We start from the raw sequence: 24,283 nt of genomic DNA, 5'->3' as shown, positions 1-24,283 counted from the left end.
ATCCTTAGAAAGGAGGTGATCCAGCCGCACCTTCCGATACGGCTACCTTGTTACGACTTCACCCCAATCATCTGTCCCACCTTAGGCGGCTGGCTCCTTACGGTTACCCCACCGACTTCGGGTGTTACAAACTCTCGTGGTGTGACGGGCGGTGTGTACAAGGCCCGGGAACGTATTCACCGCGGCATGCTGATCCGCGATTACTAGCGATTCCGGCTTCATGCAGGCGAGTTGCAGCCTGCAATCCGAACTGAGAATGGTTTTATGGGATTGGCTCCACCTCGCGGCTTCGCTGCCCTTTGTACCATCCATTGTAGCACGTGTGTAGCCCAGGTCATAAGGGGCATGATGATTTGACGTCATCCCCACCTTCCTCCGGTTTGTCACCGGCAGTCACCTTAGAGTGCCCAACTGAATGCTGGCAACTAAGATCAAGGGTTGCGCTCGTTGCGGGACTTAACCCAACATCTCACGACACGAGCTGACGACAACCATGCACCACCTGTCACTCTGTCCCCCGAAGGGGAAATTCCTATCTCTAGGAGTGTCAGAGGATGTCAAGACCTGGTAAGGTTCTTCGCGTTGCTTCGAATTAAACCACATGCTCCACCGCTTGTGCGGGCCCCCGTCAATTCCTTTGAGTTTCAGCCTTGCGGCCGTACTCCCCAGGCGGAGTGCTTAATGCGTTAGCTGCAGCACTAAAGGGCGGAAACCCTCTAACACTTAGCACTCATCGTTTACGGCGTGGACTACCAGGGTATCTAATCCTGTTTGCTCCCCACGCTTTCGCGCCTCAGCGTCAGTTACAGACCAGAAAGCCGCCTTCGCCACTGGTGTTCCTCCACATCTCTACGCATTTCACCGCTACACGTGGAATTCCGCTTTCCTCTTCTGCACTCAAGTCCCCCAGTTTCCAATGACCCTCCACGGTTGAGCCGTGGGCTTTCACATCAGACTTAAAGGACCGCCTGCGCGCGCTTTACGCCCAATAATTCCGGACAACGCTTGCCACCTACGTATTACCGCGGCTGCTGGCACGTAGTTAGCCGTGGCTTTCTGGTCAGGTACCGTCAAGGTACCGGCAGTTACTCCGATACTTGTTCTTCCCTGACAACAGAGCTTTACGACCCGAAGGCCTTCATCGCTCACGCGGCGTTGCTCCATCAGACTTTCGTCCATTGTGGAAGATTCCCTACTGCTGCCTCCCGTAGGAGTCTGGGCCGTGTCTCAGTCCCAGTGTGGCCGATCACCCTCTCAGGTCGGCTACGCATCGTCGCCTTGGTGAGCCGTTACCTCACCAACTAGCTAATGCGCCGCGGGCCCATCTGTAAGTGTCAGCCGAAACCGACTTTCAACCTTCCCTCATGCGAGGGAAGAAATTATCCGGTATTAGCTCCGGTTTCCCGAAGTTATCCCAGTCTTACAGGCAGGTTGCCCACGTGTTACTCACCCGTCCGCCGCTAACCACCGGGAGCAAGCTCCCTGTGATTCGCTCGACTTGCATGTATTAGGCACGCCGCCAGCGTTCGTCCTGAGCCAGGATCAAACTCTCCAATAAAGTTGAGTCGATTAGCTCAAAAATGTTACGTTGGCTTCGTTTCAAATGAAACGAATATTATTGTTTGTTGACGTTTTTGTTTGTTTAGTTTTCAAAGAACTATCTACTAATCTATCGATTAGCGGCATTTTTTATATTAACATAATGTCTTCTATTTATCAACCTACATCAAGATAATTTATGAAACAGAACTTTTCTTCCAACTATCTCGCATCAGCGACAATGATTATATTACTACTCAAATTAATGTTCGTCAACTGTTATTTTTAACTATGATAAAAGTTCATTTCAAATAGTATTTTTAAAAACGTTTAGTTTTCTTCAGCTTAGGAAAAAATACTTAAGTAATTTTTCTCAAGGAAGGGGCTGTTAACTTGAATTCCAATCCACTGAAAAAAGAAAATGATAAAGAATTCGTCGATTCTAGCGTTCAAGATCAATTAATCAATTCAACCGATTCAGATAAGACACCGGAATTTGACGAACTCGGAACACCACTTAATGAAATTTGAAATTCAAAACCCTTTGCTAGTGAAGTAGCTCTTCCTGGCAAAGGGTGTTTTTTAGGGTCCTTAACCTTGTTGTATTTCCAGCAACACAGGGCAATGATCACTTCCCATAACATGGGCGTGAATATCGGCATTTTTTATACGCTCACATAAAGTTTGCGAGACGATGAAGTAGTCGATCCGCCATCCGATATTTCTTTCCCTAACTTTATTCATGTATGACCACCACGTATAAGCTCCCTCTTTATCCGGATAGAAATGGCGGAAACTGTCGACAAATCCCGCCTCCAGAAGTGTTGACATTTTAGCGCGTTCTTCGTCTGTAAATCCCGAATTTCCTACATTTGATTTCGGATTCCTTAAATCAATTGCCATGTGGGCAACATTTAAATCGCCGCAAAAGATAACTGGTTTTATCTTATCCAGCTCTTGCAGATGCTGAAGAATCCGCTCCTCCCAATCCAAACGGTACCCTAACCTTGCTAAGTCTCTCTGGGAATTTGGTGTATATACATTGACCAAGAAAAAATCAGGGAATTCTATTGTAAGAATTCGGCCTTCATTTTCATCATCTTCCTGTCCTACTCCATATTTAACTGATAACGGTTCAGCTTTTGTAAAAACAGCCGTACCTGAATAACCTTTCTTAACGGCATAGTTCCAGTATTGATGATAGCCTTCTAACTCCAGACTAATTTGCCCTTCTTGCAATTTCGTTTCCTGAATACAAAAAATATCCGCATCCACTTCTTGAAAATATTCCAAAAAGCCTTTCTTCACACAAGCTCTAAGACCGTTCACATTCCAAGAAACTAGTTTCATTTATTGATCCTACTCCCTTATGACTTTTATTCTTTTTAATAAAGGTCATTGTATCAGCTTTAGGAGACACACGGAAAGAATTTTGTTCAGAAAATAAATGGAAAAAGGCAACGAATCGCTGCCTTTTTTAGGGGATAAATTTCTTTTCAATTAATTGATAGTCAAAAAGCTGTGATACAGGAACAATTTTGATATTCTTCTTTTTAAACTCATCCATCGACTGCAAAATTCCGTTCGAGCAGACTTTCCCAGTCACTCCAACATGGCCGATCGCAATAGCCTTTCTTTTCAACTCTGTCTTTTTTACCAGCAGGTTCATCTGTTTTCGGACATGCGCGGAGGATGTAATATCATCCAGAAAGACATCATTTTTTAATAGAGGAACACCCATTTCGGCTGCAATCTCAGGAAATTTCGATTTGCTGCTAGTGCCACTGTCAACGATATATAGATTTTTTTCTTTGGCTACCTCTACAATCGCGCGGACAATTTTTTCATTTTCCACAGCCAACGAACCCATGTGATTATTTAGCCCAACAGCATACGGAACACTCTTAACAGCCTCTAACACACGTTCTCTTACTTGCTTTGGGGATAGGTCAGCGGTAATGGGTTTAGGTCCAAGCCACGATCGTTTCCCTCTTTTCGGCTCCATCGGCAAATGAATCATGACTTCAAAGCCATTTTTATGAGCTAATTCTGCGTGTTTTTTTGAGTTATCTGTAAAAGGCATGACTGCAGCTGTAATAGGTACATCTCCTTCCAAAAAGTCACTCGCCCCTTTGATGCAGCCCCCAAAGTCATCAATAATAATGGCCGCTTTAAGCTGTTTTGCCTCTGATTCCTTTGCGATCACTTTTGTATTAATAGGCAGAACCAATAGTAAAAGGAGGAAAATCACGAATTTCTTCAATATAAAGACCCCCGTATGTGAGTTATTGAAGATATTTTCCCCTTGTTACACGTTATTAGTCCTAATGAAAAAGAGAGCTGAAAATTCAGCTCTCCCGTTAAAATTATTCTTCATCAAAAACGCGTACTTCTTTCATGGTGTCACCGTTTCTCATTGATCTTACAGCCTCAAGATCAGAAGTTACTTGCCCAAAAACAGTATGGACGCCATTTAAGTGCGGCTGTGATTCATGAACAATAAAGAATTGGCTGCCGCCAGTGTCTCTTCCCGCATGAGCCATGGAAAGTGAACCTGGTACATGCTTATGTGGATTACCTTCTGTTTCACACTTTATAGTGTAGCCGGGACCACCCATTCCTGTTCCTGTAGGGTCCCCCCCTTGAGATACGAAGCCCGGAATTACTCGGTGAAAAATAACCCCATTGTAAAAACCTGAGTTCGCAAGTTTCTCAAAGTTTTCAACTGTCCCCGGCGCTTCGTTTTGAAATAAATCAAACTCGATTTTCGCGCCATTTTCCATCAATATGTATCCTTTTTTAGCCATATATAACACTCCTTATGTAAAAAATCATCTTAATCATACACTTTTCATCAAAGAAAAGAAAGTATTGGCACATTTGCCCATTTATATTTCTTACAGGAGTGTGTTAAAATAATCTCACCCCTTCCGATCATTTCGCTTGTTGCGGGACACTTAACCACTGTACGGACGGAAGGGGCAGCCGAGACTTTGTCTCGGCTTTTTTATTTTTCTTCTTTTTCCAGCCATTGAAAAAATGCCGTTACCACTGATAAAAATAACAGATACCAAAAAAAAGTGTAAATATGCTTCCACTCCACCGTATGCTTAAACAAGCCAAGAACCTCAGCTAATTTTTCTAGAATAGGCATCAATAAGCTGACAAACAGAATTACACCCATCCTTCCCCATTTATTCAACCCAGCAATCACATATAAAAAAACGGCCATCAATATCGGAAGCACCACCAGCGTAAACCCGATATTTATGGAAAAAACGGCCGCTAGCGGGCGAAACGTAAACTCATACATTCCCTTCCCTACAAAATAAAGATCCAAATAAGTCCCTATTAATGAGCCGAGCACACCGCCAGCCAACACATGCTTAAAAGTTAATCGTCTTTTTGGCAAGAGCAGCGATTTCGAGCCGTTCAAGTGTTTTACAGTATTCATCCCTTATCTCCCCGTCCATCATTTCCATATCGTCCACTAAATAATCCGCTACACGCCAGTCATCAAACCAATCCCCAAGCTCCGCTTCCGGCTGGCTAACATTTTTCCAAGCATTTTCAAGATTCGGGCTGTAAAATCTTCTCGCTCCCTTCCTAAGCCTGCAAGATTTCAGGCGAAGCGGATAAGCTATGCCGGGTGTCCCCTCATTCACATTATTAAAAAGATGCGGCCAATAATCCTTTCGCGAGCCAGTATGCGGATGCAATTTTGCCCATTCCAAAGCTTGTTTATGAAAATCTTTATTTTTAAAAAGAACGGAATATAACTTTTTCCCAAGTAAAATCCGTTCATGCAGGGATTCAAATTGATGAAGCGTCTGGCCCTTCAGTCCCCCATCCCCATATGGAAAAAGTATATGGTTGAAGGAAAGTACGTCCTGAAGGATAAATTCAAACTTATTTAACACCTCCTTCTGATAAACCGGATTTTGGACCACCCTTTTTTCCAAATAGCTTTGTTCGTTAATAACCATCGCAATACAATGAATATAGCGGTCATGATTTTTCCAGAAATGATTCCAAATCGTTTCCATGAAGGTTGAAACTTTTAAATAAGAGAGCATATAAAACAATGGTTTGCCGCGCCTTAGGCTTTCCTCATAAAGCAGAAATTGGGGATAAACATCCTGAAAAATCAGCCAATTACCCCTCTCTAAAAAAGAAAAAAATGATTTTCTTTCCTTTTTAGAAAGCAGCCTTGTTAAAAATTCCCCTTTTAAGTCGGTCATGTTGTACCCGCCGTTCCGCGATACCATATGACCCAAAAACGCCCATTGTATATCCGGGTACCGGATATAGAAATCAAGATATGCTTTTGTCCTTGTCACATTATTAAGGTTATGTTTCGCTGTTTCGTTCTTTATATTTTCTAAAAGATTTCGTTCTCTCCCTGTTAATGGAAGCTTGACCGCTGGAGCCCCTTTGCTTTTTTTCTTTAATTCGTCCCGGATGCTTTCAAGCGGTGGTTTGTCACGATTTCTCCAAAAAAACATGGCAAATCCCCCCCAATGTGAATGGTCCTTGCACAATAGGAATATGTATAGCCTAAGGAGTTTTACTTGAGAAAGGGGTGACCATGCTGGTGGATATACAAATGGGTATCGATTGGATTATTGACAGGCTTAGAAAAGACCAATCTCCTGATGGCTCCTGGGATTATCCTTTTGATACAGGAATTTCAACGGATGCTTATACCATCATTTTATTACGCACATTGGAGATACATGATGAAGAATTAATCCAAGGTCTTTGCAGACGAATTTTAAGCAAGCAGGAAAAAAACGGGGCTTGGAAGCTTTTTTATGATGAAGGAGAAGGAAATGTTTCGGCTACGCTAGATGCGTACTACGCCCTCCTATTTTCCGGTTATTATTCAAAAGAAGACAAGAATTTGCGGGAAGCTAAAAAATTCATTTTGGCACATGGCGGTCTAAAAGAAGTTAGTACTTATACCAAAATTATGCTAGCTCTAACTGGCCAATACAGGTGGCCTTCGTTTTCACCACTGCCGATTGAAGTTATTCTTTTGCCGACTAACTTCCCGATAAATTTCTATTCCTTTTCTGTGTTTGGGCGTGCTAATTTGACACCGATAATGATTCTTGCCTCCAAGAAGTTATCGATAAAAGCTAAAAATGCCCCCGACTTATCCGACCTGCACATCCACCGGGAGGGAGACGAACAATGGATTCGCTCGGATGAATGGCGCTCGTTGTTATCCTTGATCGAAGAGGGAGTGGAGAATTTAATTGGTATCCCCGAAGAGCTCAAAAAATTAGCACTTGAACGAGCAAAAAAATACATGCTGGACAGGATTGAACCGGACGGAACATTTTTAAGTTACTACAGCAGTACATTTTTAATGATTTTCGCCCTTCTCTCGCTGGGCTACAAAAAAACGGACCCAATTATTACAAAAGCAATCGAGGGACTAAAGTCCATGAAATGTGAAATAAACGGGTTCCCACATATGCAATATACCACCGCCACTGTTTGGAATACATCCTTAATCGGCTTTGCCTTGCAGTCTGCAGGAATATCATCGGAAGACTCCATGGTTGCAGAAGCAAACCGTTACCTGTTAAGCAGGCAGCAGCATAAATTTGGCGATTGGGTGATTCATAATCCCAACAGCTTGCCTGGAGGATGGGGCTTTTCAAATATAAATACAATCCTGCCGGATGTGGATGACACTACTGCCTCCCTTAGATCACTTTCAAGAATTGCCTCCTCTGAAAAAGCAACTTGGGAGAGGGGAATCAGCTGGACCTTGTCGATGCAAAATGACGACGGCGGCTGGCCAGCCTTTGAGAGAAAAACCGATTCAAATTTGTTAAAATTATTGCCGTTAGAAAAAGGCGAGTTTTTGTTAAAGGACCCGACATGTGCCGATCTAACTGGAAGAACATTAGAGTTCTTTGGTAATTATACAAATCTGCCTAAAAACCACACTGTCATAAAAAAAGGCATCAACTGGCTTTGGAAAGACCAAAGGCGAGACGGCTCCTGGTATGGCCGCTGGGGAATTTGCTATACGTACGGAACCTGGGCAGCTATCACCGGATTACTGGCAGTTGACGTACCAGAAAGGGACCAACGTATTCAAAAAGCAGCGGACTGGTTAAAAACCATTCAGAATCCGGATGGCGGGTGGGGAGAGTCCTGTCACAGCGATTACCAAAAGACTTACATTCCACTCAAATCCAGTACCCTTACACATACCGCATGGGCACTTGATGCCTTAATTACGCTTGCCCCTAAACCAACTGCCGTCATCCAAAAAGGGATGGCTTATCTATTAGAATCGTTAGATAAAGACGACTGGACAACAGAATATCCAAAAGGACAGGGAATGGGCGGAGCCTTCTATATCCATTACCACAGCTACCGGTACATCTTTCCGCTTATCGCCCTAAGGCACTATCAAAAAAAATACCAATGATTAGAATCGACGGACTCATAGAGCCGTCGTTTTATTTTACGACTAGCCTGACAAGCTCCCGATAAATCTCCACCATCTCATCGAGCTTCATTCTGACCAATCCGCTTGTGTTCGGGGCAACAAAGTCTACCGTCCCCGGCACAATGGCCTCCTCCTGTATCCCCCATGGTGCTGTTTTCAGGCCGCTGTATTCCAGATATACGCCTTTTCCAACATAACAAACAATTTGAGGCTTCAGTCTTTCAATCTTTTGTTTTAAAATTTCCCTGCCTTCTTTGAATTCTTCCTTCGTAATTTCAGCGGCAGCTTTTGTCGGCCTTGCCACTATATTTGTAATACCCATTCCTAATTCAAGCAATAAATCACCTTCCGATGGGTCCAATTTTCTTTGTGTCAAGCCTGCTTCATGAAGGATTTTCCAAAAACGGTTGCTGGGCCCTGCAAAATGATGGCCCGTTTCACTTGAGCGGACCCCGGGATTAAAACCGACGAATAAAACAGCTAAATTTTCCTTTATTCGATCTTTGACTGGTTTCATAATCATAGCCCTTTCTTAAAAACCAAATTATTATTTTATCATAGCCTTTTCAGTTTCCTTTCAGACAAACTTCATCTTATACAAATTATTTAATTTTGGATATATCAATCTTGCGAATCGAGGTAATAATGCTAATCAACAACCCGATAATCGTGACTATGACCAAAGAATACAAGAATTTTGGATCCTTTAATAACAGCAGGCCTGAAATAATAATCATTCCATCGATGGTTAAGGCAATCAACCCCACATTCACCTTTGACCATTTGGAAATAATCAGAGCAAGCAGGTCGATTCCGCCGGGACTTATATGATTTCTTAGCATTACGCCTACACCGATCCCGATTATGATGGCCCCAAGAATGATACTGCTTAAGATAGGCATATGAAATACGCCGCCGAGCGGCAGCCAAAATTGAATCATTACCCCTGAAACAATAGCACCAATTAATCCATCAATAAAAAAGTTTGGTTCATACTTAATCGCAAACAAGTAAACCGGGATATTCAAAAGAATAAATATGATTCCCGGGTTTAGGTCCCAAAGATAATTGGCCAACAGACTAACTCCAAAAAATCCGCCATTGATTAAATGAAAGGGGAGGATAAACCCGTTAATGCCAATTCCAATCATCGACGTTCCAAAGCCAATTATGGCCCATTTTTTCAGCATCTCGTCATCCCTTGTCCAAGTTCTTTATTACCACTTATATGTTATAAAAACGGACTTCATTCATAGGGATTCCGTATGTAAAAAAACAAGAGCCGACGTTCATAATGGCTCTTACATTTAAAACGTTGAATATACACTTTCACATTCTTCCGCGGATGGCTGATAAAAACAATGGGCCTGCATTATATCTTTAAACAAACGGCTGATCATACATGTTATGTTGACAGCTGCAACAATAGAAAGCTTTTTAATGGAGATACTTTTTACCAGAATTAAATCTTCGCCGATAAACAAACTTCCTTAAATCCCTTTCTTTAAGGTTTCCATCATATATCAAAAACAGCAGTGATTGAAACTCTGGATACCGTTTCATGACAAAAAGAGCGAACTCCTTCCGTTCGCCCTTTAATTTTGCTAAAAACTCTTGGTCTTGTTTAATTTCATTAAGCTGAATTTCAAAATAAGCTTTTGTATCCTCCCACTTTTCAATCCTTTTCTCCAAAATGTCGCGGGCATATACAGGTAATTTTTCAATCACAAGGTCAATATAGCCTTCAGACCACATCAGCATTTTATCCTTCTCAGGGAGTTCAAAAACCAAATTCAGCAGCTCAATATCATCCACAAAATCGCCTGTTGCATATTTTCCAATTCGGTTCACCATATCACCTCATATTTGAAGTTATTGGTTTTATTTTTTCTAAATCTATTCGCTATTATTATTCGTCAACTTGGCAGTTAACGTTTTCTGTTTTCCATCACGATATATTTCAAATTTAATCTCATCGCCAACTTTAACCTTAGAGTAAAGATATTTTCTTAAATCAGATGAATTAGCAATTGCTGTACCGTTCATGGAAACAATCACATCCTTTGGCTGGAAACCTGCCTTGCCTGCGGCTGAATTTGGATCAATATTCATGACCAAAACCCCTTTGGTGATATTCTCAGGAAGACTTTGCCAATACATTTGCGAAACTTGATCTAAGTCTGCCAGTCCAACCCCTAAATAGGGACGTACGATTTTTCCATTTTGAATAAGTTGATTAACGATTGGAATAACATCATTGCTTGGGATGGCAAATCCCAGACCTTCCACACCATTTTCGGAAATTTTCATGCTATTAATGCCAACGACCAACCCCTGAGAATTGATTAGCGCACCTCCGCTGTTCCCAGGATTAATCGCTGCATCTGTCTGGATGACATTGGTTTCCCAGTCACCCGCTGATGTCGAAACTGGAATACTTCTATTCGTGGCACTGACAATTCCCTGGGTTACAGTCCTGGAAAGCTCTAGCCCCAATGGATTTCCGATTGCATAAACCTGGTCGCCGGGACGGAGGGTTGATGAATCGCCAAATTGAACTGTAGTCGTAACATTTTTAGCGTCTATTTTTAAAACTGCAAGGTCAGTCAAGGCATCTGTGCCGACAACTTCTGCTGTCGTTTTTTCACCATTGTATAAAGAAACCTCCAGCTTCGAAGCACCCTCTACTACATGGTTATTGGTAACAATGTAGGCAAAATCACCTTTTTTTTGAAAAAGAACCCCTGAGCCCGATCCAGATTCTACACTTTGGGATGAATTTGAACTACGGAAAAACGGATCATTTTGCTGCTGGTAATTGACAATTCCGACAATCGCCTTTGAGACCTGCTCCACTGTATCAGCAATAGAAGCAGAATCTGAAGTGGACTTTGTTGACACCGGTCTAACCGTTGAAGTCGTACTTTTGGCTGCCTGTGAACTGCTAGTGTCCTGATTTGCCGCTGCAGGATAATAGTTCTGGAAGTAATCAGTATGCGGCAGGACTGCTAATGTCAATGCAGATCCGACCACTCCTGCCGCTACTGTCGAAACAAATCCTTTTACAAAACCTTTTTTTGGTTTACTTTTAACAGGAGGAGCGGTCCTCATTTGCTCCGTTTCAGGCTGGATTCTTGTCACTTCATTCGAATCGTTTTGAGTTTGATTGATTTCATTCGGATCTCTGAATTCCATCTTAATCTTCTCCTTTAAGTATGTTAACTTCTTATCTTGTCTTTACTATACCTGACAAATTTTAAGAAATTATTAACAAACTTTAACGGCTTTTAGAAATTATTATGAAAAAAGCCGCGGGAGCAATTTTCCCGCGACGTTTATTTTGGAAAACGAATAATAAATTTTGTCCCTTTCCCTTTTTCACTTGCAACGTTTATTTCACCATTATGGAGAAGGACCAACTGTTTTACAATGGAAAGGCCAAGCCCAAATTCCCCATAAGGGTTGCTGGTTCTGGAAATATCAGCTTTGTAGAAGCGGCGCCAGATTTTTTCCACTTCAGCAGGATCAATCCCAATTCCGGTATCCTGCACCTCTATAACAACGCTGTCAGGCTCTTCCCTTCCGCGAAGCCAGATGGTTCCCTCTCTTGTAAATTGAATACTATTTTTTGTTATATTAATTAAGATTTGAATAAGCCGGTCGTAATCGGCTTTTACGTAAACTTCCGGTGCCGACTCGACAATGATTTGATTGTTTTTTTCTTCCGCCTGAAGACTTAATTGCTCCTGTATTATCTCAAGAACTTCCAAAAGCTCAATTTCTTCCTTCATTAACTGTATCTGGTTGGAACGGATTTTTTCAAAATCGAGATTTTCATTGACGAGACGGATCAGCCTTTTTGCCTCTTGACTGACTAGGTTTATGCCTCTCTCTTTATCCTCTTCAGAAATCATATTGTTTTTTAGCCCTTCAATCACACCGCTGATGGTCGTCAGCGGTGTCCTCATCTCATGAGAAACATCCGCCATAAATTGACGCCGGCGGTTTTCCAAGCTTTCAATCTCGGCCATAGAGGTATTGATTTTATCAACCATGTGATTAAAATCATTTGCTAATTCCCCGATTTCATCATAATTCGAGGATTGAACATGGACATTGTAGTCACCTTTAGACACTTGGGAAGTTGCCTCCCGGAGCCTTCGAATCCTTTTTACATGAATTCTTGATAAGTACCAGCTTTGAAGAAAGGATACGCCAAAGGCAATCAAAATAGTATACAATAAAATTTTATTAATTTCCTGAATCATTTCGAGGGAACCGCTAATTGGTGAAGTGAGCAGGATTCCCCCGTAGAATTTCCCGTTTTCCAAATAGGGTAAAACGACAAATGTTACGCCATCCTGGTCAAATCTTTTATAATCGCTTTGAACAATAATCGTCTTACCCTTTTTTAGGCTTTCCCAATCCTCCCGGGGCAGGTATTTAATTTCTGGCCCTCGATTAGAAACTAAATACAATTTGCCATCCCGATCAAATAAACTAAAACTTATTTTCCGGGCGGGTAAAACAGAACTATATTTATTAAGCACAATTTCGGTTGCATACGGATTTTCTTTAATATCCGACAAAATAGCTTTGCCATAGGAAATTAGTTCATCCGCCTTGTTCCTATAAACAAGGTTTTCAAGATAATGGGCAAATAATAAACTTAATAGTAAAAACGCTACAATAATAATGCTGATATGGCTGCTAAACTGTTGATAAAAGTAACGGAACTTAGTCTGTTTTAAGCGCGTCATCGAACTTATACCCTACTCCCCAAACAGTATGGAAGAATGGCTGCTCCGAAGTTTCCACCTTTTTCCGCAACCTTTTGATATGCACATCAACGGTTCGTTCATCTCCATAAAACTGATACCCCCAGACCCTTTCAAGCAGCTGCTCCCGTGAAAAAACCTGGCGAGGATGCTCCGCCATATAGAAAAGCAAATCAAACTCCTTGGGGGTCAAATTGGTTATCGGAGTCCCGTCAACCATTACTTCTCTAGTTGTTTTGTTGATTTTAAAATGGTCTGTTTCCAATACCCCTTCGTTATCTTTTGGTGCCTGAACCTGAACACGCCGGGTTACTGCCTTAATCCGGGCCATCAGGGTCAGCGGGCTGAACGGCTTAGTTACATAGTCATCCGCTCCCATTTCAAGGCCAAGAACCTGGTCTGACTCGCTGTCCTTTGCTGTTAGCATAATGATGGGGACAGTATTTTTTTCTTCTCTGATCTTTCGGCATATGGTGACCCCATCCATGCCGGGCAGCATCCAATCAACAATCAAAGCATCCCATGTGCCATTCTTGAATTGGTTGTATCCCTCTAATCCATCATTGACAAATACTCCTTCAATTCCCTCTTTTGCAAAAAACATTTCAATCATTGAACAAACACTTTTATTATCCTCGATCACTAATATTTTCACTAATGCTCAACTCCCAGAGTTAGAAACTTGATACTATTAGTGTAAACAAATTTGCAAACATAGCAAACCTTCAGTGTTATTCTTCCCTTTTAATTAATACATTGTTCATATTCTGTTAATATTTTCATAGAAAAAGAGGCCTTGAGTGACTCAGAGGGCCTCCTTAATAAACTCTTATTTCCCTTTAAATACCGGTTTTCTCTTTTCTTTAAATGCTGTAGTTCCTTCTTTATGGTCCTCTGATTCAACCATAATCATTTGGGTTAAACGCTCTAGCTCAAGAATCTCTTCCAGCGATGAATTAAACGCTTTATCAACCAGTTTCTTCTGTTTTCCATATGACAATCCTGGACCATTCGCTAATTTTAAAGCTAATTTAGTTGTTTCTTCTTGAAGCTTCTCAGCAGGAACAAGATAATTGATGACGCCTAATTGATAAAGCCGTTCGGCCGGAATTGGCTCTGCTGTAAAGAAGAATTGCTTTGCTAAATGCGGACCAACCAATCTAGGAAGGAAATAAGAACCGCCTCCATCAGAAATCAGCCCGACCTGGGAAAAGCTGAGGGCATATTTACTGTCCTCGGCTGCGACTATTAGATCACAGGCCAGAGCCAAATTAAAGCCTGCACCCGCTGCAAAGCCGTGAACCGCGGCAATTATCGGCTTTTCAACATCCTTCATTAATAAAATAAGTTCATTCAGTTTGCCAATATGTTCATAAACTTGAACGCCTGACCTTCCCTGTCCCATCCCTTTCACGTCACCGCCGGCACAGAAGGAACGGCCGGATCCAGATAGGACAATTGCTTGGATATCGTCATCATTTTGCGCGTTTCTGAGAGCTTCCTTCAATCCTAAAATCATTTCCGGGCTAAAGGCATTGAGGCTTTCCGGGCGGTTCAAGGTCAGTGATAAAACAGGTCCTAATTTTTCTACTAATAAATGTTCTTGCGCCATTATAATCTCCCTTTCCATTTAAAAATTTTAAGGTTTATAAAATTATTTAATCAGCCAGCCGCCATCCACTAGTAAATCAGAACCGGTCATATAGGAGGCATCGCTGGATGCTGCAAACGTTATGACACTTGCAATTTCCTCAGGAGTTCCCACTCTCGCCATTGCCGTATTTTTTTCAATGGCACGGACAAAACGTTCGTTTTGCAAGCCACGTTCGGTCAACGGGGTCTCGACAAACCCTGGCGAAACGGAGTTCACGCGGATTCCGTATTTAGAAAAATCCAACGCCAATGATCTTGTAAAATTAATCACTGCCGCTTTAGCTGCACTATAGTGAGGAATTTCCGCCCCAGCCTGGTGTCCCGATAAAGAGGCAATATTGACAATCGCACGATTGTGCTCGGAACGCTGTGCGCCCTCAATCATGATTTTCCCCATAGCTTTAGAGACAAGGAATACGCTCTTTAAATTCACATTTTGAACATAGTCCCAATCTGCTTCTGACATGTCTAATATTCTGTTGTGTCGTGACCCTCCTGCATTATTAACAAGAATGTGGAGATCACCATAATGCTGCTGGACATATTCTGCCAGCTCCTCGACATCTTCGGCATCCGTACAATCTGCCGGAAAAATTTCAGCCCTTGGAATTTTACTTTGGCGATTTATTTCTTCAGCCGTTTCTTCCAATTTTCTTTTTGTCCTGCCCACCAAAATGACCTTTGCCCCTTCACTTGCAAGCTTAATGGCAGCGGCTTTTCCTATTCCGCTACCGGCCCCGGTCACTAACGCAACGGTATCTAAAAACCTCATCCATTATCCCCCCTGATCTCCTTAAGTTTTAGACAGTGCAAGCTGTCTCGATTATTACTTTTCCATTTTTCAAAATTGGTACTATCGATGTAATCCCTTTAGAAACCGCGAGTTTCAAATCTGGATGTTGATCATATTTTTCTAGTAGTTTGCCAACATAGGAGTTTACGAATATTTCATATCCAGCATGTTCCTGGCCGCGGTAAAAATACATGGCAGCCTTTGCTGCATCAGTTAGCTCATGTTGGCCTGCTCTTGCCAAACAATCAATTAGATGCCCTGAACCATAAAAGTCTTCTAAGCTGAGCTCTCCGGAATTTCCGGAACATATGATAAGAATGGTCTGCTCTTCCCCAACATTTGCCAACGATTCGGCAACCGCAGGATTATTTAAAATCGATGCTACATAAACCATCTTGGCGGAAGCAGCCTTTCTTAAAGCAACTGTACCATTTGTGGTAGATAAAATGAGCGTCTTGCCTCTGACATTCTCCCTGATTAAGGTTGGACTAGGATATAAAAAGCCGTCAATTGGTTTCGCGTCCAGTTCACCAGCAAGAAGACAGGTACCGGGCATGAAATTTTCAGCTAAATCACTAGCTTCTGAGCTGTTTAGAACCGGTATAACTTCCTTTGCTCCATCCTTTAAAGCTGATACAATGGTTGTCGTGGCTAAAAGAATGTCTAAAACAACTGCCACTTTATTTCCTTCTAAAATTTTCTCCTCACTAATATCTTCCTTCTTCACAAGAAGGTGAATTTTGGCCATTTCATTCCATCCCCCTGCTAAAGCTTTTCATTGGCTGTAAATGTCGCATGCTGGATTAATCCCTTAACATAATTGTTTAGGGTTGCAAATCTTGTATCGCTCGTTTGACCTTTCTTATAACGATAATAGATTTGCTGGCAGATGACAGCGAGTTTGAAATAAGCAAACGTCAAATAGAAATGCAAGTTAGAGACATCCCTGCCGCTTTTTCTGGCATAACACTCAATAAATTCCTTCCTTGTGAAAAAACCTTCGTGGACAGCGGTAACCGGATCTCTGCCCATCCCTTTTTTCATGTTTTGCGTGTCCTCAGGGAGACTCCAGTAACTCATCGCAGCCCCCAAATCAGCAAGGGGGTCACCTACGGTAGTCATTTCCCAATCAAACAAACCGACCATCTCGGTAAAATCATCATTTAACATCGCATTATTCAGCTTGTAATCATAATGAATCACGGCAGCCTCTGAATGTTTAGGAATATTGCTCACAAGCCACTTCTTAAGGGATTCCACCTCGGCAACTTCATCCGTTTTGGCCCGTTCATAACGGCCAATCCAGCCGTGAACCTGCCGCTCCATAAAGCCCTCAGGCTTGCTTATTTGCATAAGTCCTGTTTCCTTGTAAGGAAGAGCATGCAGTTTCGCCAGGTTTTCAACCATTAGTTCAGAAATCTGTTGACAAAGCTCAGGTGTTACATTTACTCCAGCAGGAAATGAAGTGTCCAAGACATAACCATGCTTTCGCTCCATGATAAAAAATGAGCTGCCGACAATCTCATGATTATCGGAGAACAGAAATGGCTTAGGTGCGGCTGGGAAGATGGGATTTAATTCTGTCAGAATCTTAAATTCCCGTTCCATATCATGTGCTTTTGGTGCCACCTGACCAAGAGGAGGACGTCTTAACACTGCCTCCCAATCTCCCATCCTTATTTGATAGGTTAAATTCGAGGCACCTGCAGAAAACTGTAAAATTTCTAGCGGGGCACTCGGCAACGACTTAATATTCTCACGCAAAAACGATTCTAAAATAGCTAGATTTAACTCCTCTCCTATACGAACAGGAATCGTATCCTTATTCATTTGATAAGGCATGTTTTCATCCTCCTTTCAATTCAAAAAATTCAGACTTTTATTATTGCGTTTAACCCTATGAATACACCAGATGACTTTTCAGTTTATCTAATAAAACTTCCGGCAGTGGCTCACTTTGTTGTTTTTCAAAATCAAAGCAGACCATCACCGCATTCCCTTGGGCAATCAGTTTCTTTGTTTGCGAACAAATGATTTCATGGTCCAGGTGAAAGCTTTTTGAACCAATTTTGGAGACGCTCGTTTTAATTATTAATTGTTGATTGAAATACCCTTGGCTTATAAAATCACATTTCGTAGAAGCAAGGATAAAATTCCAATCCCGTGCATCAACTTGGTACCCAATTGCTTCAAAAAAGCGAATCCTTGCTTCTTCAAGGTAAATGAAATAACTTGTATTATTGATATGGCCTAATGCATCTGTTTCGCCGAAACGAACAGTTATCTGTATTTCGTGCATATTCTTCTTTTATACCTCCGTCTCCACATTCGTTTTGAAAAACAAGCTTTCCAAATAAATGAAATGCACCATTCTTTTGATATATACCTATTAATTTTGGAGTTTTCCACCAATACTAACCGGTTGGTATGTTCTTGCCTTAAAAAGAGGAATATAATCGGCATTAATATCCCTCTTTTTATTTCTATCCGCGTAATTGAATTCCCTTTAAAATCATATCGACAAATATCTCGCTTACCTCTTGGTCCGTATAAGCTCCCTTTGGGTTAAACCATTGATAACTCCAGTTGACGATCCCAAGAATCGCAAAAGAAACAATGGATGCATTTAAATCAGGCCGAAATTCGCCATTTTTCATTCCGGCTTGAATCAGCTCTTCGGTATTTAAACGGAATTGATCCCGCTTCGGCACAATTAATGCAGCATGTTCCGGACTTAAATTTTTCATTTCTCTAAAAAAGATTTTTGCTGCACGGCCGCGAATCTTAATATCGGAAATTAACATTAAGATAATGTCAAATAATTTTTGCTTAAAGCTTTTTGACTCATCCCCTAAGATTTGCTCTTGACGGCTTAATATTTCGCTAATATATCCAAGATGGATATCCATAAGCAGTTCTTCTTTACTAGAAAAATAATAGTAAAAGGTCCCTTTTGTCACCCCAAGTGTATCGACGATGTCTTGAATGGACGTTTCACTAAATCCTTTTTCTTCAAATAAGCGGATGCTTTTTTCCGTTATTTTTTCCTTCACCTTAATATCCTCACAATCATGTAAATATCTATTCGAGATTATACCATAAACTTTATCTCTTCTATAATATTGATTGCGTGAACTTTTTAAAAATTTTTATAAGTGTGACCTACTGTTTTAAAGCTTCTTCTCTCAATCTGCGGCGGAGGATTTTCCCGACTCCAGTTTTGGGCAGCTGTTCACGGAATTCCACATTGCGCGGCGCCTTATAGGCTGCAAGATTTTCTCTGCAATATTGAATAATCTCATCCTCTGTTGCCGTTTTTCCAGCTTTTAAGACGACATACGCCTTTACTGTTTCTCCTCTGTAAGGGTCTGGCACCCCGATGACAACAGCCTCTTGGACAGAAGGATGCTCATACAGAACCTCTTCAATATCACGAGGATAAATATTGAATCCTCCTGCGATGATCATGTCTTTTTTTCGATCGACAATATATAAATAGCCATCTTCATCCACTTTGGCAATATCGCCTGTATACAGCCATCCATCCTTTAAGGTATTTGCCGTTTCCTCCGGCATGTTCCAGTACCCTTTCATAACCTGTGGCCCTTTAATAATCACTTCTCCTAGTTCGCCAGTCGGAACTTCTTCCGTTCCTGTTGATAGGTCGACAATTTTATATTCTGTTGAAGGTACTCCAATACCAACGCTGCCCGTTTTTCTCGCAGCAAATGGCGGGTTGCAGTGTGTTGTCGGTGATGCTTCCGATAATCCGTAGCCTTCCAAAATTTGCGCTCCTGTTTTACCTTCAAACTCACGAAGCAATTCAACAGGCATTGGCGCGCTTCCGCTATTACATGTCCGAATACAATTTAAGCCGTACTCTTCTGCCTTCGGATGGTTAGTTAGAGCAACGTACATGGTTGGAACTCCAGGGAAGGTCGTTGGTTGTTCTGTTTTGATTGTATTCAACACCTCTTCAAGGTCAAAACGCGGAAGCATAATGGACTCAGCGCCTGTATAGATAGAAAGATTCATACATGAAGTCATCCCAAACACATGAAAAAGAGGGATTACCGTTAAGCACTTCTCTTTGCCAAATTCCATTTCATGTTTGAAAAATTCCTGACATTGAATGACGTTAGCCAAAATATTGCGGTGTGTTAGCATTGCACCTTTGGAACGGCCTGTTGTTCCGCCAGTATACTGAAGAACAGCAACATCGTGTTCAGGTTCAAATTCCACCGGAACCACATTTCCATTGCCCTCCTTTAGGAAGCTTTCAAAGCTGCGGTCCGGAGCAAAATCCTGTCCTGCAGGCTGCAGGCTGATAACAATAATATTTTTCAATGGAGTTTGTGCCTGCACACTTTTCACCCGTGGGTAGAGGGAGTCAAGAACGACCATCGTTTCCGCACCGGAATCGTTTAATATATGAATGAGTTCTCTTTCAACAGACATCGGGTTGACTTGTGTGACAATGCCGCCGGCGTTTAGGATGCCATAATAGGCAATCACATATTGCGGACAGTTTGGCAGCATGATGGCAACCCGATCGCCTTTTTGGACTTGGTTTTGCTGGATGGCCGAAGTAAACGCAAACGCAAGGGATGATAGCTCTTTATAGCTTATTTTTCTTCCATAGAATGATAGAGCATTATTTTCCGGAAACTTTTCCGTAGTTTCTTTTAAAATCTGACCTAACGGTTTATTAGGAATTTCAATCGTCTTTGCAATAGATTCAGGATAATTTGCTAGCCATGCTTTCTGATAACTCATCGATATACCTCCGAATGATATTTATAGATCACAGTTCTTTTTCGTTCTTGTCTAGCTGCAGAAATTCCTCGTTTCCAATTAGAACGTCAGACCCCCGCCATCAACTGAAAGTGTTGCACCTGTTATAAAAGAGGCTTCATCTGATGCCAAAAATAAAACTGCATTTGCTACCTCTTCAGGACTGCCAATCCGGCCAAGGGCATTTGCCTTTGAGATGATCGGCCATTTCCACTCGCTTTGTCTCCAGTTTTCAATGATTTTCGTATCAATGACACCAGGTGCAATCGCATTTACACGGATATTCTTTTTTCCATATTCAAGTGCGGCGTTTTTCGTCAAAATCACCACTCCGCCTTTAGATGCATTATAGGCCGACATGTACTTTTGCCCTTTTAATCCCAATAGGCTTGCCGTGTTAACAATTGCCCCTCCGCCTGCTTTTATTAGCTCAGGAACCGCGTACTTAATGCCAAGGAAAACCCCTTTTAAATTAATATCAACGACTTTGTCCCATTCATCTTCTGATAAATCCGTGCTTCTCACCTCGGAATTGCCAATTCCAGCGTTGTTGAACATGATATTTAAAGAGCCGAAGGTGTTCGTTGTTGTACTGATCAATTCTTTTATTTGGTTGGAGTCTGCAACGTCTGTTTTTACAAAGATCGCTTTTCCTCCTGCGTTTTCTATAATACTGACCGTTTCCTCACCACCAAGGGAATCAACGTCCGCTACTGCTACCGCTGCCCCTTCCTGTGCAAATCGGATGGCCGCTGCGCGCCCAATCCCGCTTCCTCCGCCGGTTACAATGGCTGTTTTACCTGAAAATCTCATAAACTATCAAACCTCACTTTTCTCAAATTTAGATATAGTTAGTTTGAACACGCTTACATTATCATCTTAGATGCCCGCATAAAAATTGTTTGCGATTCTTATACTAACCGGTTGGTATGTAATAACTATAATTATACTATTGGTGAAGTAATAATTCAAATTCTTTTCTAAATATTCTAATAAATTTTTACAATTTTCGCACTGAAAATAAAGAAAACTCGCCGATTGGCGAGCCCCTAAGGGCGAAGACAGAGGCGTAGTTGCACTTATGCGTTAAGAAAGTATAAAGCTTTCGACAGAAAGTTTATACTTTCTTATTAGCTGGAAAGAGGCTGTCCCATTTGACAGCCCCCTCCTTATTAAAATCTTTTTTGCATTTTTTTCTGTTTGTTCATCACTTCATACGATTTTTCAATAATATCGGTCAGAACATCACCCTTATAGATTCTACCAAGCTTTAATCCTTGCTGGTAATACTCGACAATCTCATCAAGTTTCGCCGCGGTGTCCTTCGAAATTCTTACATTTAATTGAATTCTGTCATTTTGCTCCAAAACAGACACTCCCGTTTCTGATGTTAGCAGTTTGCTAGCATTCTCCTATTCTTTTGTTATCTAATGCTAATATAGCATATTTCTACAATTTTTTCATTTTTTCTAAAAAAAAGAGACTAGTGAACTAGTCCCCATTACTCCATTTCTCCCCAGGTATGAAAATATTCGCTATATTCCTACTTCTTCTTCCTTTCTCAGGCTTATTTTGGGATATGTTCGCGTATACAACTGTAAGTTGCTTGATAAATTCCCTGAATTCTTCGTCATTTAAATAAAAAGTCCCCTGCCGAAAGCTTACTCCATCAGCAATTAAATCAATGTTTTCCTGGTTTAAATAGCGCTCAAATTCCCCCATCAAATTGGCCAAAAATTTGATAAAGAAGCCCATATGTTCGTCTTTAGACATGTTATTCATTTCTTCTGGACTAACTGCCATTCCTGTTTGATGAATGGTATAAACCTTCTCAACCGTCCCGCGGATCGGCACTTCTGCAACAACTTGAATCACTTCGGCATCCGCCAATTTTTTGATATTTCGATAAAGAGATGCTTGCGGAATGTCTGGTAGCAATTCTTTTAATTGCTGCGCCGTCAGTTCTTGGTTAATTAATTGTTGAATGATTCTCATTCTGACCGGGTGTAATATAACATCAACTTTGGAATCCTTCATAAATAATTACTCCTAAATTTTATTATCATTATCAATAATGATAATATATTATATTTTATTAATTTTGTAAACCCTTATTCCTCATTTTTATTAAATGCCTTTAAAGAATTCTTTTTTAGCTACATGAAAGATAAAATTTCAACCCATATTATAATGAGGAGGTTTTGTAATATGGGATTATCGTGGGTTCTCGGCTTTTGGCTGGCTGTTCAACCGGTCTCTCAGCCTGATTATTTGACAATTACAAAGGACGGCAGCTCCATAACAAAGATTAGCCGAGTGGACTTTTTCTCACCCTATACAGATTTACCAATCATTAATACTAAAAAATATGACCAATTTTTAGACCAACTGGATAAAAAAGTTTCCGACCAGCCTGAAAATGCAAGCTTTGACCATAATGGAAATATCATACCAGAAAAGGTAGGCTTTCAAATCCATCGCCAAGCCTTTACGGAGCGGTTTTATTCTTATTTTTATAACAATAACCCGAACAGCATAGAAATTCCGATGTTCACCGTATATCCAAAGGTAGACAGTGAACTTCTAAATGAGATCAGTACAGTAAGAATTGGCCGTTATGTGACTTCATTTAATTCGTCTAATAAAAACCGATCCACAAATATTAAATTAGCTGCCCAAGCTATTAATAATTATGTTGTCTTTCCAGGTGAGACGTTTTCGTTTAACAAGGTGGTCGGAAAACGGACAAAAGCCAAGGGCTACTTAACAGCAAAGGTAATTGTAAGAGGCGAATATTCAGAAGATATAGGAGGCGGAATTTGCCAAGTATCCTCGACCCTTTTTAATGCCGTCGATAACGCTGGACTTGAGATTGTTGAGCGATTTTCCCACAGCCGTACTGTTCCATATATTCCACCCGGCAGAGATGCTACGGTCAGTTGGTATGGACCTGATTTTGTTTTTAAAAATAAATACAGCCAGCCAGTTTTAATCCGAGCAAGAACACTCGGCGGTTTGCTGATTATAAAGGTTTTCACTTCCGAAACAAGTAATTACATACCAAGAAAAATTCCAAATCCCCGCTATTAAAAAGAGGCTGACATTTTAAGACAGCCTCTTCGTTTGCATATTAGTGCCGTTCATTATTTAAGGCACTCTTTAATAACTCTTCAGAGAACTCAGTTAAAGCTGCATTATCCATCCTATCGAGGTTCATATTTGGCACCAAATTTTTTACTGCATTATTCATACCTTCGAGGTTAATGTTCGGTGCCATATTTTTTACTGCATTATTCATCCCTGCGAAATTCATATTTGGTGCCATGCTTTTAACAGCATCTTTAATAGGAAGGCCGAAATCGTTTCGTTTTCCTCTCGTTATCCCATAAACGACTGCACCGATTCCTATAAGAGATGCCCACATGGCTCCATTATTCCTTCTTTTGGGCCTGAACTTTTTTAAAAACGGCATTCTGCTTAGATTTTTCATGCTTTGCACCCCTTAACACTAAATGTGAAGAATGTCTTGCACCCTTCCATTTGCTTAATTTGTGCAGTTTTTATAGGAGTATGAGAAGGAATCCATAGATAATTTGTTATTTCTCGGAAGAACCCTGCCCATATCTCGAATAAAGCGTTTCCTTGGACAAAAATAAATACGTTAGATGATACTTTTGAAAATTTCTTAAAGAGGAATTGGAGAGAAAAAAAATGGGCAGCTGTCCAAGCTTTTTAAAAAAACGGTAAATGCGGCTTTTCGGTTTAAAACATTCAAATCCTAGAGCTTTAACACCGCGATTAAGAGATGTAATGCCAATTATTCCTTTTATTTTTTTCTCATCGGGATGTTCCTTGAGATAACTTGCTAGTGCTGGCATGGAATGTAACACGAGCCTATACGTAAGCTTAGCTCTTCTTAAATCGTTATTAATCTTGCCTATCTCCGCCATTATACGGACATTATGTAAATGAATTTTTAACAGCAGATCATTTTTATCAATTTTTGTCCCGTCAGAGAGAATATATTTTTTCCCCTTATATTTAGTTAACCTAACCCTGAATACAGAAGGTTTATTATTCACATCCCCTATATAATGTAATCGGGAGAAAAGATAAAATAGCGGATCAAATAATTTCCAAACCCACAATAATGTGCTGCGTATCCCCATATCCTCCACTCCATTCTTACCCTGGCCCATGTTTATATTTTATAAATATCCCGTGAAAAGAGAACCTATTATAGCCCTTTTT

26 protein-coding genes and 1 rRNA gene are annotated in these 24,283 nt (G+C 41.0%); 3 read left to right on the top strand and 24 right to left on the bottom strand.

Going from position 1 to position 24,283, the window contains the following annotated elements; all coding sequences use genetic code 11:
• Positions 1-8: 8 nt before the first annotated feature.
• Positions 9-1,558 (bottom strand): 16S ribosomal RNA (locus KHA99_RS27365).
• 374 nt (positions 1,559-1,932) lie between these two features.
• On the opposite strand from KHA99_RS27365, the gene KHA99_RS27360 reads away from it, so the two are divergent.
• Entirely contained in the window at positions 1,933-2,070 is a 138-nt protein-coding gene (locus tag KHA99_RS27360) for a hypothetical protein (protein WP_213120634.1), read from the top strand.
• 60 nt (positions 2,071-2,130) lie between these two features.
• Here KHA99_RS27360 and KHA99_RS27355 read toward each other — a convergent pair whose 3' ends face one another.
• The 5 genes from KHA99_RS27355 to KHA99_RS27335 form a co-directional block, all read right to left on the bottom strand.
• On the bottom strand, positions 2,131-2,889 hold the full coding sequence (locus tag KHA99_RS27355) for an exodeoxyribonuclease III (RefSeq protein WP_213120633.1): 759 nt from the start codon (positions 2,887-2,889) through the stop codon (positions 2,131-2,133).
• A 127-nt stretch (positions 2,890-3,016) separates the two neighbouring features.
• Positions 3,017-3,802 (bottom strand): divergent polysaccharide deacetylase family protein, encoded by a 786-nt coding sequence (locus tag KHA99_RS27350; RefSeq protein WP_213120632.1) that lies wholly within the window; start codon positions 3,800-3,802, stop codon positions 3,017-3,019.
• Positions 3,803-3,905: 103 nt separating this feature from the next.
• Positions 3,906-4,346: a peptidylprolyl isomerase gene (locus KHA99_RS27345; RefSeq protein WP_213120631.1), complete on the bottom strand. Its 441-nt coding sequence runs from the start codon at positions 4,344-4,346 to the stop codon at positions 3,906-3,908.
• A 200-nt stretch (positions 4,347-4,546) separates the two neighbouring features.
• Positions 4,547-4,993, bottom strand: coding sequence for a CBO0543 family protein (locus tag KHA99_RS27340; RefSeq protein WP_249366915.1), 447 nt, complete (start codon positions 4,991-4,993; stop codon positions 4,547-4,549).
• Positions 4,926-6,044 carry a DUF2515 domain-containing protein gene (locus tag KHA99_RS27335; RefSeq protein WP_213120630.1) on the bottom strand — a complete coding sequence of 373 codons (1,119 nt, stop codon included), beginning with the start codon at positions 6,042-6,044 and terminating at the stop codon, positions 4,926-4,928. The genes KHA99_RS27340 and KHA99_RS27335 overlap by 68 nt, the downstream gene beginning before the upstream one ends.
• Before the next feature lie 101 nt (positions 6,045-6,145).
• Between KHA99_RS27335 and KHA99_RS27330 the strand changes: the two genes are divergently transcribed.
• Positions 6,146-7,993 (top strand): terpene cyclase/mutase family protein, encoded by a 1,848-nt coding sequence (locus tag KHA99_RS27330; protein ID WP_249366913.1) that lies wholly within the window; start codon positions 6,146-6,148, stop codon positions 7,991-7,993.
• Between the two features lie 31 nt (positions 7,994-8,024).
• Here KHA99_RS27330 and mug read toward each other — a convergent pair whose 3' ends face one another.
• The 16 genes from mug to KHA99_RS27250 form a co-directional block, all read right to left on the bottom strand.
• Positions 8,025-8,531: a G/U mismatch-specific DNA glycosylase gene (gene mug / locus KHA99_RS27325; protein WP_213120628.1), complete on the bottom strand. Its 507-nt coding sequence runs from the start codon at positions 8,529-8,531 to the stop codon at positions 8,025-8,027.
• Positions 8,532-8,616: 85 nt separating this feature from the next.
• A complete protein-coding gene (locus KHA99_RS27320) occupies positions 8,617-9,204 on the bottom strand; it encodes a YitT family protein (RefSeq protein ID WP_213120627.1) in 588 nt (195 codons plus the stop codon).
• A 247-nt stretch (positions 9,205-9,451) separates the two neighbouring features.
• Positions 9,452-9,868, bottom strand: a complete 417-nt coding sequence (locus KHA99_RS27315; protein WP_249366911.1) for a hypothetical protein — start codon at positions 9,866-9,868, stop codon at positions 9,452-9,454.
• A 42-nt stretch (positions 9,869-9,910) separates the two neighbouring features.
• A complete protein-coding gene (locus KHA99_RS27310; RefSeq protein WP_213120625.1) occupies positions 9,911-11,209 on the bottom strand; it encodes a S1C family serine protease in 1,299 nt (432 codons plus the stop codon).
• A gap of 140 nt (positions 11,210-11,349) precedes the next feature.
• The gene (locus KHA99_RS27305; RefSeq protein WP_213120624.1) at positions 11,350-12,774 is read right to left on the bottom strand and encodes an ATP-binding protein; all 1,425 of its coding nucleotides are present in this window, start codon (positions 12,772-12,774) and stop codon (positions 11,350-11,352) included.
• Positions 12,752-13,447 (bottom strand): response regulator transcription factor, encoded by a 696-nt coding sequence (locus KHA99_RS27300; RefSeq protein ID WP_213120623.1) that lies wholly within the window; start codon positions 13,445-13,447, stop codon positions 12,752-12,754. Before KHA99_RS27300 ends, KHA99_RS27305 begins: the two co-directional genes overlap by 23 nt.
• A 174-nt stretch (positions 13,448-13,621) precedes the next feature.
• Complete coding sequence (locus KHA99_RS27295; protein ID WP_213120622.1) at positions 13,622-14,404, bottom strand: enoyl-CoA hydratase/isomerase family protein; 783 nt, start codon at positions 14,402-14,404, stop codon at positions 13,622-13,624.
• A 42-nt stretch (positions 14,405-14,446) separates the two neighbouring features.
• Entirely contained in the window at positions 14,447-15,217 is a 771-nt protein-coding gene (locus KHA99_RS27290) for an SDR family NAD(P)-dependent oxidoreductase (RefSeq protein ID WP_213120621.1), read from the bottom strand.
• Positions 15,218-15,245: 28 nt separating this feature from the next.
• Positions 15,246-15,986 (bottom strand): 2-phosphosulfolactate phosphatase, encoded by a 741-nt coding sequence (locus KHA99_RS27285; protein ID WP_213120620.1) that lies wholly within the window; start codon positions 15,984-15,986, stop codon positions 15,246-15,248.
• A 17-nt stretch (positions 15,987-16,003) separates the two neighbouring features.
• The gene (locus KHA99_RS27280) at positions 16,004-17,080 is read right to left on the bottom strand and encodes a phosphotransferase family protein (protein ID WP_213120619.1); all 1,077 of its coding nucleotides are present in this window, start codon (positions 17,078-17,080) and stop codon (positions 16,004-16,006) included.
• A gap of 55 nt (positions 17,081-17,135) precedes the next feature.
• Positions 17,136-17,537, bottom strand: a complete 402-nt coding sequence (locus tag KHA99_RS27275) for an acyl-CoA thioesterase (protein ID WP_213120618.1) — start codon at positions 17,535-17,537, stop codon at positions 17,136-17,138.
• A gap of 184 nt (positions 17,538-17,721) precedes the next feature.
• Positions 17,722-18,291, bottom strand: coding sequence for a TetR/AcrR family transcriptional regulator (locus KHA99_RS27270; protein WP_213120617.1), 570 nt, complete (start codon positions 18,289-18,291; stop codon positions 17,722-17,724).
• A gap of 109 nt (positions 18,292-18,400) precedes the next feature.
• On the bottom strand, positions 18,401-20,014 hold the full coding sequence (locus KHA99_RS27265; RefSeq protein ID WP_213120616.1) for a long-chain-fatty-acid--CoA ligase: 1,614 nt from the start codon (positions 20,012-20,014) through the stop codon (positions 18,401-18,403).
• Between the two features lie 78 nt (positions 20,015-20,092).
• Positions 20,093-20,845: an SDR family NAD(P)-dependent oxidoreductase gene (locus KHA99_RS27260; RefSeq protein WP_213120615.1), complete on the bottom strand. Its 753-nt coding sequence runs from the start codon at positions 20,843-20,845 to the stop codon at positions 20,093-20,095.
• A gap of 359 nt (positions 20,846-21,204) precedes the next feature.
• Positions 21,205-21,399, bottom strand: coding sequence for a hypothetical protein (locus KHA99_RS27255; RefSeq protein ID WP_213120614.1), 195 nt, complete (start codon positions 21,397-21,399; stop codon positions 21,205-21,207).
• 124 nt (positions 21,400-21,523) lie between these two features.
• Complete coding sequence (locus KHA99_RS27250) at positions 21,524-22,069, bottom strand: helix-turn-helix domain-containing protein (protein ID WP_213120613.1); 546 nt, start codon at positions 22,067-22,069, stop codon at positions 21,524-21,526.
• Positions 22,070-22,240: 171 nt separating this feature from the next.
• Between KHA99_RS27250 and KHA99_RS27245 the strand changes: the two genes are divergently transcribed.
• Positions 22,241-23,122 (top strand): VanW family protein, encoded by an 882-nt coding sequence (locus KHA99_RS27245; RefSeq protein WP_213120612.1) that lies wholly within the window; start codon positions 22,241-22,243, stop codon positions 23,120-23,122.
• Between the two features lie 40 nt (positions 23,123-23,162).
• On the opposite strand, the gene KHA99_RS27240 is transcribed toward KHA99_RS27245, so the two are convergent.
• Together KHA99_RS27240 and KHA99_RS27235 are read right to left on the bottom strand one after the other, a co-directional pair.
• Entirely contained in the window at positions 23,163-23,522 is a 360-nt protein-coding gene (locus tag KHA99_RS27240; protein ID WP_213120611.1) for a hypothetical protein, read from the bottom strand.
• A 106-nt stretch (positions 23,523-23,628) separates the two neighbouring features.
• Entirely contained in the window at positions 23,629-24,201 is a 573-nt protein-coding gene (locus tag KHA99_RS27235) for a YkoP family protein (protein ID WP_213120610.1), read from the bottom strand.
• Positions 24,202-24,283: the final 82 nt, after the last annotated feature.

Source organism: Neobacillus rhizophilus (assembly GCF_018343535.1).
GTDB lineage: Bacteria > Bacillota > Bacilli > Bacillales > Cytobacillaceae > Neobacillus > Neobacillus rhizophilus.
Note: the sequence above shows the minus strand (reverse complement) of the source record. Positions and strands in the feature narration are given on the sequence as shown.

Coding starts and splice junctions, on each gene's coding strand:
- KHA99_RS27355 (WP_213120633.1), bottom strand. CDS start 2,889: ATGAAACTAGTTTCTTGGAATGTGAACGGTCTTAGAGCTTGTGTGAAG.
- KHA99_RS27345 (WP_213120631.1), bottom strand. CDS start 4,346: ATGGCTAAAAAAGGATACATATTGATGGAAAATGGCGCGAAAATCGAG.
- KHA99_RS27340 (WP_249366915.1), bottom strand. CDS start 4,993: ATGAATACTGTAAAACACTTGAACGGCTCGAAATCGCTGCTCTTGCCA.
- KHA99_RS27335 (WP_213120630.1), bottom strand. CDS start 6,044: ATGTTTTTTTGGAGAAATCGTGACAAACCACCGCTTGAAAGCATCCGG.
- KHA99_RS27330 (WP_249366913.1), top strand. CDS start 6,146: ATGGGTATCGATTGGATTATTGACAGGCTTAGAAAAGACCAATCTCCT.
- mug (WP_213120628.1), bottom strand. CDS start 8,531: ATGAAACCAGTCAAAGATCGAATAAAGGAAAATTTAGCTGTTTTATTC.
- KHA99_RS27320 (WP_213120627.1), bottom strand. CDS start 9,204: ATGCTGAAAAAATGGGCCATAATTGGCTTTGGAACGTCGATGATTGGA.
- KHA99_RS27315 (WP_249366911.1), bottom strand. CDS start 9,868: ATGGTGAACCGAATTGGAAAATATGCAACAGGCGATTTTGTGGATGAT.
- KHA99_RS27310 (WP_213120625.1), bottom strand. CDS start 11,209: ATGGAATTCAGAGATCCGAATGAAATCAATCAAACTCAAAACGATTCG.
- KHA99_RS27305 (WP_213120624.1), bottom strand. CDS start 12,774: ATGACGCGCTTAAAACAGACTAAGTTCCGTTACTTTTATCAACAGTTT.
- KHA99_RS27295 (WP_213120622.1), bottom strand. CDS start 14,404: ATGGCGCAAGAACATTTATTAGTAGAAAAATTAGGACCTGTTTTATCA.
- KHA99_RS27290 (WP_213120621.1), bottom strand. CDS start 15,217: ATGAGGTTTTTAGATACCGTTGCGTTAGTGACCGGGGCCGGTAGCGGA.
- KHA99_RS27285 (WP_213120620.1), bottom strand. CDS start 15,986: ATGGCCAAAATTCACCTTCTTGTGAAGAAGGAAGATATTAGTGAGGAG.
- KHA99_RS27280 (WP_213120619.1), bottom strand. CDS start 17,080: ATGCCTTATCAAATGAATAAGGATACGATTCCTGTTCGTATAGGAGAG.
- KHA99_RS27275 (WP_213120618.1), bottom strand. CDS start 17,537: ATGCACGAAATACAGATAACTGTTCGTTTCGGCGAAACAGATGCATTA.
- KHA99_RS27265 (WP_213120616.1), bottom strand. CDS start 20,014: ATGAGTTATCAGAAAGCATGGCTAGCAAATTATCCTGAATCTATTGCA.
- KHA99_RS27260 (WP_213120615.1), bottom strand. CDS start 20,845: ATGAGATTTTCAGGTAAAACAGCCATTGTAACCGGCGGAGGAAGCGGG.
- KHA99_RS27250 (WP_213120613.1), bottom strand. CDS start 22,069: ATGAAGGATTCCAAAGTTGATGTTATATTACACCCGGTCAGAATGAGA.
- KHA99_RS27245 (WP_213120612.1), top strand. CDS start 22,241: ATGGGATTATCGTGGGTTCTCGGCTTTTGGCTGGCTGTTCAACCGGTC.
- KHA99_RS27240 (WP_213120611.1), bottom strand. CDS start 23,522: ATGAAAAATCTAAGCAGAATGCCGTTTTTAAAAAAGTTCAGGCCCAAA.
- KHA99_RS27235 (WP_213120610.1), bottom strand. CDS start 24,201: ATGGGGATACGCAGCACATTATTGTGGGTTTGGAAATTATTTGATCCG.